Source organism: Meiothermus sp. Pnk-1 (genome assembly GCF_003226535.1).
Taxonomy (GTDB): domain Bacteria; phylum Deinococcota; class Deinococci; order Deinococcales; family Thermaceae; genus Allomeiothermus.
Genome location: NZ_QKOB01000004.1, coordinates 57,350 through 67,324, shown reverse-complemented (window position 1 = coordinate 67,324; position 9,975 = coordinate 57,350). Strand labels below are relative to the sequence as shown.

Sequence of the window (9,975 nt, the reverse complement as noted above, 5' to 3'; positions counted from 1 at the left end):
CTCAGAGAAAAGGACATTCCCTGAGAGGCAGAGAAGGACGCTTACCTTAGCCGTAAACCGGCGCGGTGTAGACCACCTCCCCGCTCGAGTCGCGGTAAGCGACGGCCCGAACGGGGGAAAATCCGGCGCGATGCAACTCCACCTTCAACCGGCGGAGGGCGGCGATTTCCTGTAAGAGACCAAACAGCCGCTTCGCATCAGCCGATGAAAGAGCCCGGGCCAGCTTGCTCAGGTGCCCACGCACCTCGCCCACCGACCAGCCCTCTTCCTGGAGCATCTCCGCCAGAACCGCGTAGGCCCCCTGCGCTTCGATGAGCGTTGCAAAGCTTTCCTGCTCTGCATCGGGAGCGACTTTCGTCTCCCACAAGCCCGGCTTGCGGAAGCCGACGGTCTTGCCGTCACGGGTTCTGAGGATAGCGATCCCCAGGACGCCCTCCTTGAACTTCTCTTCCCTGGTGGGGAGGGAATCCACCAGCGAAGCCAGTTCCTCCAGGCTATGGGGGTCCACCCGGTACCCTACCCGCTCCAGCAGGCTCACCGTCTCGCGTGAGACGAGGCCCTCGGAGAAGTGCGGGTTGCCCGCGAGTTCCTCTTCCCGCTCGAGGCGGCTCATCCCCCGGACTTCCTCAGCGGAAGCCAGGAAGCGCTCGAGCCAGCCCTTCGCGTCGGCTACCCGGCGATCCTCCCAGTCGCGGCGCACGACCATGCTCCTCACCGCCCTGGTGTGGAGTTTCTTGGTTCCACAGGCGAATCTGACTGTGGTGGTGTGACCCTCCACGGCCTGGACATAGCCGCTGCCGTACTGGGGGTGCCTGACCTGGACACCCTTGCGCAAGGTGTCCTTCAAGTCCCAGAGGTATACGTCGTAGACCCGATCCGGGCCTTTCCACGTACCCACGGGCTTGACCCCCCTGACCTCCTCCTTTACCGAGTCGTCCTTGCGAACGACCAGGGTGGAGGCAGTCTCCTGGACGAGTGAGCGGCGGGTCTTATTCAGGGCCTCCTTCAGGGCCGCCCAGGTGATCAGGGCTACCCTGTCGTCACGCGAGAAACGCTCGAAGCGCTCCCCCTTACGTGCGGCCTGGAAGAACTCCTCCTTGCTCACCCCGTCCCCCTTGAGGACCACCCTCAAACCCTCGAGGGCTTCCTGTACGCTCCGAGGCTCACGCCCCAGAGCCGCCTGAATCCGACTGCTCCATATAGCCGTGCTGATCATGGTTTTACCTCCTGGTAATAGGATACCACAGAGAGGCAATACAGTACGGTTCTTGTCCCCTCGCTACTCACGGGCAAGAACCCTCCCACGTAGCACTACTCCGTCTTCAGCCACCGCCCCCGGTCGTGGCTCTGGAGGGTCTGGTAGAGAATGCGCATCTCGTCCAGGTTCCCTTCCTTCCAGGGCCGCCACTCCCACACCCGCTCGCTCCCCTTGAGGCCGAGCTCGAGCCGCACCCGCCCCTCCTCATCCTGCCGCAGCCGGTAGGCATAGACCTGATTCCTGAAGACCCCGATGGTGATCGCTAGCGTTTTCATGCCCACCGGAGGGGGGCGGCTCCTGCCGCCCCCTGGTTCAACCCTTGACCAGCCGAGCTATCTTCTCCAACGCGTCCTCTCTTTTGAGGTTGACCACGGGCACGCCCCACCTCGAGGCCAGCCGGATCGCCTGCCCCGTGCCACCAGTTTCCGGCCCGCATTCTTGCTCCGACTCGGCCCCGTCCGGTGTCCAGCAGAGGACGAAGGCCACCGGGTCGTTCAGGTCGAGCCCCAAGATCTGGTGGGAGTTCCGGGCCATCAACCGCTGTACCGCCGGTGACAGACGCCCCCAGGCCGGATGCAATGCTGCCGCCAGCCGCACCGCCTCCGGGCTCGGGGCTTTCAGCGCCCCTTCCCGGTAGCCGTTGTATCCCGGCCACGGCAGAAACACCTCAACTGCTCCACCGCCCGCACGGGCCCCCCGCTCAAACGCCCGGTCAGCCCCTTCTGCCCCACCCGTTCGCAGCGCCCAGCCCCGCTCCGCCAGCCGCCGGGCAATCTTCCCCATCAGCTTTAGCACATCCTCGGGCGCACGCCTGCTTCCTACCCCAGCATAGGTTTTCATACCCCGTGCGCTGGGGCGTCCTGCCGGGCAACACCGGGGAGATCTGGGCCCGGGGCCGGGTGGAAGATTCGGGCTTGGGCCCGGTCCTGGGGGACCGGGGGTTCCGCTAGGTGGAGGGAGTGGATGGGGAGAAACTGGATAGAGGTGCGCTTTGGCGTCCTGGTCAGGTCTTTCCGGCTTCGCCAAGTAGAGAGCAAGAGCTTCGGGGGCCTCGTAGCCCGGATAAACCTCCTCATCCTAGCCCACAATCTGGTTCGCAGTCATGTCCTCCTCAGAATGGCTGGGGTGGGGCTATGCGGTAGCAAACGAAGGTATACCTTACGCGGTCAGTTGAGCTTTGATCTGCTGTAGTTCCTGAAAAGCAGCCCGACTGGCAACCAGATAGAGCTTGGCCTTGAGGGCGAAGTAGTTGATTTGGGTCTGGTGGGAGAGGAGTTCCAGCTTGACAAAGGCCCACATAGCCGCAAAGAAATGGTTGGCCTGGGTGGTCAGGGTCTTGGTAGGCGACTTGGCCAGGGCAGCGTTTTGTCGGATGGATTGATGAAAGCGCTCGATCTCCCATCGTTTTTGATAGAGCTCGATCATCCGTTCAAAGTCCAGGGTGGTATCGCTGCTACACAAATACAACACCCCCTGGCTCCCATCTTCGTGGGTGAAGACTTGCCGAACCCGCAGCAGGGGGAAGGGAACCCCTTCCAGATATACCTGCCGGGGGGTGGGGTCTTGGTAGTCCAGACCCTCCACTCCTGTCCATTGACCCCTTTGCTGTTGTTCTTGGCTCATAGGGGGTGCGCACAGCGCATACCGGCGGTGCCGATAACCTGGCGCTACCTTGCGATTGCTTTTGAGCGGCATCACAAAGTGCTTCTTCATGTCCAGCACGATAAATCGCATGTTCGCCGCCGAGGCAAGCCAGACGTCGTTGAGCACGTGCTGGAAGGGAATCTGGTTATGCACTGCGGTTTGCAGCAGGTAGCGGGCGTGTTCATTCTTGCTCACCTGGCTGCGGCGTTTGCGCTGGCCACTTTTCTGATCTACATAGACTTCCGTCTTCTCCACCAGCACGTAGCCTACCGGCAAGGTCAGCCCCTGGCTGTGATACAACAGGCTCACAAAGTTGATCCCCTTGACCATCCGCTCTTTGCTATTGCCAGGCCACTATATCGTTCTCGTCCGTGTAGGGTTTCTCCAAAATGCTATCATCCAGAATCAGCACCCCTTCCTCACGCTGTATCTTTCGCACCGTGGCTTTGACCTTGCGCCACAACTGCACCGAGCCTTGTCAATCTCCCCCCAGCATGCGGGTGATCTGGTCGTGGCTTATGGCTCCATCCACCATCCGCGACAATCCTGTGGCCGTCGCCGCTCCAAAGCTGCTCAACAAGTAATCGGTGTACAAATCCAGGGGCTGGGGATTCACCTTTTCAATCTATGCCATTTCAGAAACTGTTGTAAAAGTCCCCTCCTCCAGCTTAAGCGGCCCTGGCCAGCCGCTTCACCAGCAAGCGTATCATGCCTAAATACATCCAGGCTTCCGTTACCTCAGGGGGGTACTCGTAATCTTTCCCCAGCCGTCGGTTTCGCCCCATCCAGGCAAAGGTCCGCTCCACCACCCACCGCTTGGGCAGGGGCTTGAACCCACCCTCCCGCGGGATCTCCGGCACCTCCTCCCCCTCCCGCACCCAGACCCCCCGCACCCCCGCGTAAGGACGGGCCACCACCTCCAGCTCCAGTCCCAGCCCCCTAGCCACCTCCCGCAAACCCCGGTAGCCCCAGTCCACAAAGAGCTTGCGCACCCGGGGCCACAAGGAGAGGTCCATCCCCAAAAGCAACGCCTGCCCACCCCACTTGTCGTGCTCATTGGCCGGGTGGACAAAGGCCATGAACTACTCGCAACCAACTTTGGTTGGAGTTTCGCGCGACCATCCTCACAGGCTCAAACGTGTGTAGGACACTCGCCTGCGGCTCCCTTTACGCGCATCCCCGTTCCGGGGACGACCTACAAAAACAGTATACAGGACTTTGTCCTGGCGGGGCTATCCTTCCCCGACCAACCGAACTGCGGTCTGGTCGGGGACTGCCGCCCCACACCCCTTCCGTTCAAGAGACGGCCCCCCGTGTTCTGCCGCTTTCTCCCTTTGACCTTCTTCGCCCCGTCGTGTCCCCGGGGCCCCCTTTTTCCGTGGTCTTGACGGACTGACTATCCATGACAAGAGCGCTGGGGCAAGCCTGCCTTCCTTCTCGCTCCCGATCCCACCGGACCAGGGCCTGGGCCACCCGCTCCCAGACCCCCTCCTTCTGCCACTTGCGGAAGTAGTGGTAGACCGTAGACCAGTGGGGTAAGTCATGGGGCATGGCCCGCCACTTGATGCCGTTTTCCAGGACGTAAAGTATGGCGCTGACGATCTCCCTCCTCGGCACCTTTGCGGGTCGGCCACCGGGCTTGGGGGCGGGGATCAACGGCTCCAGGATGGCCCACTCCGCGTCCGACAGGTCGCTGGGGTAAGATCTCCGTGTAGAAGCCACCCTTCAAGTATAGCGGACTTTTACGACAGTCTCTCAGCTTTGCCGCGTAAGGTGAGTTACTGAATCACCGGCTCGGCTTCCGACGAAAAGTGTGGCTCGAATCTTCTGAAATACGCATGCTGCCATTACCATGATACCCTCAGCTCAGTAAGCCCACGAAACCCGAACGCGGGCCGCCATATAAGCCTGCTGGTCTGCAAAGACAAGCTGCCTTTCCACTGTAGAAGAATCTCTAGAGCTTTTCCCCCTATCAGGCGGGCTAGCGGGGCACCTAGGCAATAGTGGGTTCCTCCGCCAAAGGCTGCTGTACGGTCCAGCTTCCTTTTTAAGTCAAGCCGGTCCGGATCGCTCACCCAGCTGGGATCACGGTTAGCCGAGCCCAGGACTAGGTACACGACTTGGCCCCGCTCGATCCCTTTACCCTGAAAAACGAAGCTCTCAGTTGCCCAGCGGCCAACGATCTGCACTGGGCTTTCGAAGCGCAAGAGTTCCTGGACTGCGTAGCCCAGCAACTGCGGGTCCTCCCTGAGAAGCTTGAGCTGGTCCTGGTGGCTCAAGAGTACCAACACGCTGTTCGTAATGAAGTCAGCGGTGGTCTGGGTACCAGCGTCGAGCAAGGCCAGCAGGTTCGCGACGAATTCTGTTTGGCTGACCTGTCCTAATTCCCGCGCAGCTAACATGCCAGCCAGCACGGTTCCCTGGGGGCTCCCCCCAGCCTCCCCCGCGAGTCCTTCTACCAGCTGGCCATACTCGGCCACCGCCCGGTTGGCTCTTAGAAGCTCTTCCTTGGGAGAGGAAGAGCTCACACTGGAGATCACCCCGATCCAGGCGCGCAACTCCTCGAACGAACTCTCCGGAACGCCCTGCAATTCCGCCAACACCCTGAGTACCAGCGGAAGAGCATACTCGTTGAGTACATCCATGGAATGCTGGTCCTCGATGTCCTGTAGCAGCTTGCGGGCGACCCACTCGACTCGCGGGACTACACCAGCGACTGCACGCGGAGACAAAAGCGGCCCCATCACCGCCCGCAGACGAGCGTGACCAACAGTATTCTGAAATCCCACCTGTTGAGCCATCATCCGCAAAAAGCCACGGTATGGCTCGGAAATGGGTCTTCCAGAGGGGACTCCCCTCCCAGTAGCCGGTCGTCGTCGCGACAACCGCGGATCCCTGAGGAGGCTCGCGATGTCGGCGTGGCGGAATACATACCACGCTCCGGCGCGCGTGTGGGGAATCCCCCAGTGCACAGGGTCCGACATACGCAGGCGCGCGTACGCTGGATAGGGGTCGGCAAGGACCTCCGGCGACAGGGGGTCAAAGGGTGGGACTGGGGCCGTTGGGGGCATAGCTCTGGACTTCACCACCTTCTAAAGTTACGGAGCCTCCTTGTCCACTTTTGGTGCCCTTTCCGCTCGCAACTGGGAAACGCCGGGCGTCGAGGCCCGGGGTTTCTTGTTAGGGCGTGCCAGTTCGATCCCGACGACTCGTCCGTCCGGAAGAACCCTTACACCAACCAGCAGGTCATAGTTCTGGGCTCGCTTCAGTTCAGCCTCCCAGGCCGGGTTGCGCAGGTCGAAGATGGCGCCCTCTCTCCAGGCAGGTCGGCGCTCATCAGAGCAGTCGTGCAGCAGTTTAAGTGTGGCAAACTGGAAGCGACCCTGGAGGTCGGTCCGAAGGGCGATGACCCTGGCGTAGCAACATGTCGTGTCCATCCAAGGGCCAAAGTCCGGCAACTCGCCGCCATCAGCAGCACCGGCATTCCCCGGACCTCCAATACGCTGGGCATCCATTTGGACGAAGAGCTTCGTCACCACCGCCTGTAGTTCCTCTATCCTTTCCTCGAGTGTTCGGGTGTCCTTATTAGCCATCCTCCTCCTCCACAACGCTTATCGTTTCGATCCGGGCCCACCTCCCCCGATCTGCTCCCGGGGAGGTCCTGCCAGGGACGGTTCGACTTGGACGTGGACGCCAAGGGTTGCCACATGTTGCACAACCCCCCTCACTGCGGCTTCGCAACAACGATGGAGCCCCTTGGCGCTGCGCAGATCGCCGTTGCGGAACTTCTCCACGAGGCTCTTAACCGCGGGCAGCAGCGACGGCAGTCGGAGGATCTCGTCGGGTGTGCGCGACCAAGAGGTGAAGTATGCCCGGTTCATGAGGGCGGAGATCATGGCCACATCCCACGCGAGGTTCCAGGCGATCCATCGCATTGCAGGGGCGTCGTCGCGTTTTCGGGCATTCTCCAGCTTGGCGAAGTTCTCCAACAATTCCCCCACGATCCCCTCGCGAATGGCTTGCACGAACGATCCGGACGGCAGCTGATCAACGAGCAGCTTTAGCTTGGGCCAGTGCCCCTCCGGGTCGTACAGGGATAAGACCGAGACAAACTGGTCTACGCACAAGGGCCAGGTCAGGTCTACCCGCTGCAGGCGCCGGTAGACCGACCCCACGGTGTGGAATTCGACGCTGATTTTGAGCCCTTGCACGTAGCGCTCGTCCCTGCCGGGGGTGGGTGAGCTTCGCATGAGGACCGACATCTCCAGGTCGGAGTAGGGCTCGTCGGAGCCCCGTGCGGTGGACCCATAGATTCCGATGGCCACAACCGCGTCCGAGTAATGGCCCAGGATCCAATCTGCGATGTGCCGGGCCCTCTCGAGGCGTTCCCGGCGGGTAGTTGCTCGGAGGATCGGGAGAGGTTTGTCCCGTGCGTGCATACCGTCGCCAACTCCGATAAGGACAGTAGGTGGTCAAGTGGTGCTCGCGGTTGAGCTTTTGCCACCTATAATCCGCTCGATCTGTGCCACGGCCTCGGGTGCGAGCACTACCCCGGCCGCACCAAGGTTTTCCTGAAGCTGCCCTATCCCGGTGGCTCCCACGATGGCGCATGAAAGCTCCTTGCGTCGCAAAACCCAAGCTAGCGCGAGCTGAGCCCGGGTCATTCCGTGCTCGGCAGCGACCGCCGCCAATTCCCGCACACGAGCGAGGTTGTGAGGCGTCAGCAGAGCTTCCTTCAGCACCTTATGCCGGGCCAACCGGCTACCGGGGGGGATCCCGTCGTCGTACTTCCCGGTGAGCACCCCCATCGCCAACGGGCTCGTGGCCATCAAGCCCAATCCGAGCGGCTCCGCCTCCGGCGCCAGGGTGTTTTCCCACCGCTTCCTGTAAAGGATCGAGTAGTCAACCTGCTCGCAGATAGGTGGATGCAGCCCATTCGCCCTGGCAAACTCGCATGCACCCGCCAGCCGTGCGACAGGCCACTCGCTGGTTCCCCAGTAGAGGATAAGCCCCTGATCAACGAACGCGCTCATGGTCGTGACAATCTCCTCGAGGGGTACATCCGGGTCGTGGCGGTGAGCAAAGTAGATATCCAGATAATCCGTTCGTAGCCTTTGAAGGCTGGCCTGCAGAGAGGCGCGCAGGTGCTTGCGGGAGAGGCCCTGGCTATTGGGACACCCGGACACAGGCCATCCCGCCTTCGAGGCGAGGACGAGGGTGCTGCGTGGGTACTCGGCGAGCACGCTGCCCATGAGTTCTTCAGCGCATCCGTTCGCATAGGTGTCCGCGTTATCGAAGAAGTTGACGCCGGACTCGTAGGCCAGACACACGATCTTCTTGACCTCGCCCACATCCTTCACGCAATCTCCGAAGCTGGCCCAGGCACCCAGGGCGATCTCGGAGACCTGAAGGCCCCACTTACCGACCTTGCGATACCTCATGCCCATTAAGCACCCCCACCGCTATCGCCGCAGGTTGGCTCTCAGTTCCCAGTCCCCTCATAAGCGCGGAGGGCCCACGACCACGCCAGCAGGCACAAGCCGAAGAACGCGCCGGCAGCGACCAAAGCCTCGGCAAGGGCGATGGTGCCTGCTGTGCGTGTGTGCTCGTCGAGCAGGAGAGCGGCAGGAACATAGCCGGTCAGCGCCAGCGGGACGACGAACGTCAGGAGAAAGGCCCCGGTTCGACCGAAGATGGGAAGCGGGTACTTGGCGAACTCGGTTAAGCTCCACAAGGTCGTGATGGCGTCCAAACTGCCGATGACCCGCATGGCTACGGCAGCCCCCAGGATCATGAGCCCGAGATAGATGAACGCGCCCAGGAGAACAAATAAGAGGACCGTGGCAACCTTACCGGCAGTCCATTCCACCCCGGCCGCGGACGCTCCATGGAGGACCAGGATCAGCCCGGTCAGGCATCCTGAAATCCGCTCGAAGTGGATCCGCTCAGTGAGGAGCTGGAAGAGTACCCCGAGCGGACGGAGCTTGTAGAGCAGCAGGCTGCCGTCCTGGGCGTAGCTGCCGACCCACCATAGGCTCTCCCCCAGAGTGTCGGCAAGGCCGAGCGCCATTCGGTTCAACCCGTAAAGCACGAGCATCTCGGGGAAGGTCCAGCCGCGGACTTGCGGCACGTGTGTGAAGATGACGGAGAAAAGCACCAGGGTCAGGGCCTGCTCCAGGAGCACGGTGAGCACGCCAGCGGTATAGTCCACCCGGTACTGCTTCCAGGTCGCGAATTGCAGCCTCAGGGCGGCCAGCGCGAGGGCGAGGTAGTGGGTCATTTATCCTCCTTGCACGTTGAACCGCTGGCGTACTCGTCCGAGGAGGAAGCGGGAGCTTGCAGCAAGCACCAGGAGCCAGAACAGCTGCACCGCCAGTCCGCGGAAGATCTCGCTCTCCGGCATGGACGGCTGCAGCATGCGCGCAGGAAGGTAGATAAAGGCCTGGAAAGGCAGCAGACTGGCTAGAAGGGCGTAGCGATCCGGCAGCAGGTCAATGGGGAAAAATGCCCCGCTCAGGAGCGCCACGACCAGGGCCTTGGCTTCGTTGATCCCCTGCTGCGCGCTAGTGTAGAAAGCCGAGAGGCTCATCAAGAACTCGAAAAAGTAGGCACAGGCAAAACCCACCACCAGGCTCAGGAAGAACCACCCCAACCGCCACTCGCCAGCGCTCCAGGCCCCGGAGACGAACGCTGCGGTGGCGTAGGCCGGCAGCGCCATGACCAACTGTCCGGCCTTCTGCCCTAACCACCGGGCTAGGAGGGCATACTCCAGTTCGACCGGCTGTACCAAGTCGTACACAACGGTTCCCACACGGACGCGCTGGGCAAAGAACCCCCAGGCAGGCCCGCCGGTGAATCGCGCTGCGAGTCGCGCGGTCAATAAGTACAAGTAGAAAGCAGCGAAGTCCCGATCCGCAAATGACCCTGCGGGTACGGAAAGGAAAACCGCGCGCCACAAAAAGTAAAATGCCACCAGGAGCGCCAGCTCTCCGACGACCCAGACCGCGGCCGCTCTACGGTATGCGAGGGCCAGCTGAAATCCGACACGGAGGTTGGCGGTATAAGGGATCATC

Annotated in this window: 13 protein-coding genes; all 13 read right to left on the bottom strand. The window is 61.8% G+C overall.

Going from position 1 to position 9,975, the window contains the following annotated elements; translation table 11 throughout:
• Positions 1-46: 46 nt before the first annotated feature.
• The 13 genes from DNA98_RS07490 to DNA98_RS07430 all read right to left on the bottom strand — a co-directional run bounded on the left by DNA98_RS07490 (position 47) and on the right by DNA98_RS07430 (position 9,974).
• A complete protein-coding gene (locus DNA98_RS07490; protein WP_110528509.1) occupies positions 47-1,216 on the bottom strand; it encodes a hypothetical protein in 1,170 nt (389 codons plus the stop codon).
• Between the two features lie 95 nt (positions 1,217-1,311).
• Positions 1,312-1,533, bottom strand: a complete 222-nt coding sequence (locus DNA98_RS07485) for a hypothetical protein (protein WP_110528506.1) — start codon at positions 1,531-1,533, stop codon at positions 1,312-1,314.
• 37 nt (positions 1,534-1,570) lie between these two features.
• Positions 1,571-2,098: a hypothetical protein gene (locus DNA98_RS07480; protein ID WP_013012852.1), complete on the bottom strand. Its 528-nt coding sequence runs from the start codon at positions 2,096-2,098 to the stop codon at positions 1,571-1,573.
• Between the two features lie 318 nt (positions 2,099-2,416).
• Entirely contained in the window at positions 2,417-3,232 is an 816-nt protein-coding gene (locus tag DNA98_RS07470) for a transposase (protein ID WP_015586370.1), read from the bottom strand.
• A gap of 148 nt (positions 3,233-3,380) precedes the next feature.
• The gene (locus tag DNA98_RS17765; protein ID WP_156941926.1) at positions 3,381-3,518 is read right to left on the bottom strand and encodes a hypothetical protein; all 138 of its coding nucleotides are present in this window, start codon (positions 3,516-3,518) and stop codon (positions 3,381-3,383) included.
• 52 nt (positions 3,519-3,570) lie between these two features.
• Positions 3,571-3,981 (bottom strand): IS5/IS1182 family transposase, encoded by a 411-nt coding sequence (locus tag DNA98_RS07465; protein ID WP_018465403.1) that lies wholly within the window; start codon positions 3,979-3,981, stop codon positions 3,571-3,573.
• 217 nt (positions 3,982-4,198) lie between these two features.
• Positions 4,199-4,624, bottom strand: a complete 426-nt coding sequence (locus tag DNA98_RS07460) for an IS5 family transposase (RefSeq protein WP_015586368.1) — start codon at positions 4,622-4,624, stop codon at positions 4,199-4,201.
• A gap of 125 nt (positions 4,625-4,749) precedes the next feature.
• Positions 4,750-5,706, bottom strand: coding sequence for a cytochrome P450 (locus DNA98_RS07455; RefSeq protein WP_015586367.1), 957 nt, complete (start codon positions 5,704-5,706; stop codon positions 4,750-4,752).
• 294 nt (positions 5,707-6,000) lie between these two features.
• The gene (locus DNA98_RS07450; protein WP_013012849.1) at positions 6,001-6,495 is read right to left on the bottom strand and encodes a hypothetical protein; all 495 of its coding nucleotides are present in this window, start codon (positions 6,493-6,495) and stop codon (positions 6,001-6,003) included.
• Between the two features lie 18 nt (positions 6,496-6,513).
• Entirely contained in the window at positions 6,514-7,341 is an 828-nt protein-coding gene (locus DNA98_RS07445; RefSeq protein ID WP_013012848.1) for a kanamycin nucleotidyltransferase C-terminal domain-containing protein, read from the bottom strand.
• A gap of 33 nt (positions 7,342-7,374) precedes the next feature.
• On the bottom strand, positions 7,375-8,349 hold the full coding sequence (locus DNA98_RS07440) for an aldo/keto reductase (RefSeq protein WP_013012847.1): 975 nt from the start codon (positions 8,347-8,349) through the stop codon (positions 7,375-7,377).
• 35 nt (positions 8,350-8,384) lie between these two features.
• Entirely contained in the window at positions 8,385-9,182 is a 798-nt protein-coding gene (locus DNA98_RS07435) for an ABC transporter permease (RefSeq protein WP_013012846.1), read from the bottom strand.
• Positions 9,183-9,974 carry an ABC-2 family transporter protein gene (locus DNA98_RS07430; protein WP_013012845.1) on the bottom strand — a complete coding sequence of 264 codons (792 nt, stop codon included), beginning with the start codon at positions 9,972-9,974 and terminating at the stop codon, positions 9,183-9,185.
• Position 9,975: the final 1 nt, after the last annotated feature.

What these genes read in the sequence shown, in the direction of transcription:
- DNA98_RS07490 (WP_110528509.1), bottom strand. Translation starts at nt 1,216, where the DNA reads ATGATCAGCACGGCTATATGGAGCAGTCGGATTCAGGCGGCTCTGGGG.
- DNA98_RS07485 (WP_110528506.1), bottom strand. Translation starts at nt 1,533, where the DNA reads ATGAAAACGCTAGCGATCACCATCGGGGTCTTCAGGAATCAGGTCTAT.
- DNA98_RS07480 (WP_013012852.1), bottom strand. Translation starts at nt 2,098, where the DNA reads ATGAAAACCTATGCTGGGGTAGGAAGCAGGCGTGCGCCCGAGGATGTG.
- DNA98_RS07470 (WP_015586370.1), bottom strand. Translation starts at nt 3,232, where the DNA reads ATGGTCAAGGGGATCAACTTTGTGAGCCTGTTGTATCACAGCCAGGGG.
- DNA98_RS07465 (WP_018465403.1), bottom strand. Translation starts at nt 3,981, where the DNA reads ATGGCCTTTGTCCACCCGGCCAATGAGCACGACAAGTGGGGTGGGCAG.
- DNA98_RS07455 (WP_015586367.1), bottom strand. Translation starts at nt 5,706, where the DNA reads ATGATGGCTCAACAGGTGGGATTTCAGAATACTGTTGGTCACGCTCGT.
- DNA98_RS07450 (WP_013012849.1), bottom strand. Translation starts at nt 6,495, where the DNA reads ATGGCTAATAAGGACACCCGAACACTCGAGGAAAGGATAGAGGAACTA.
- DNA98_RS07445 (WP_013012848.1), bottom strand. Translation starts at nt 7,341, where the DNA reads ATGCACGCACGGGACAAACCTCTCCCGATCCTCCGAGCAACTACCCGC.
- DNA98_RS07440 (WP_013012847.1), bottom strand. Translation starts at nt 8,349, where the DNA reads ATGGGCATGAGGTATCGCAAGGTCGGTAAGTGGGGCCTTCAGGTCTCC.
- DNA98_RS07435 (WP_013012846.1), bottom strand. Translation starts at nt 9,182, where the DNA reads ATGACCCACTACCTCGCCCTCGCGCTGGCCGCCCTGAGGCTGCAATTC.
- DNA98_RS07430 (WP_013012845.1), bottom strand. Translation starts at nt 9,974, where the DNA reads ATGATCCCTTATACCGCCAACCTCCGTGTCGGATTTCAGCTGGCCCTC.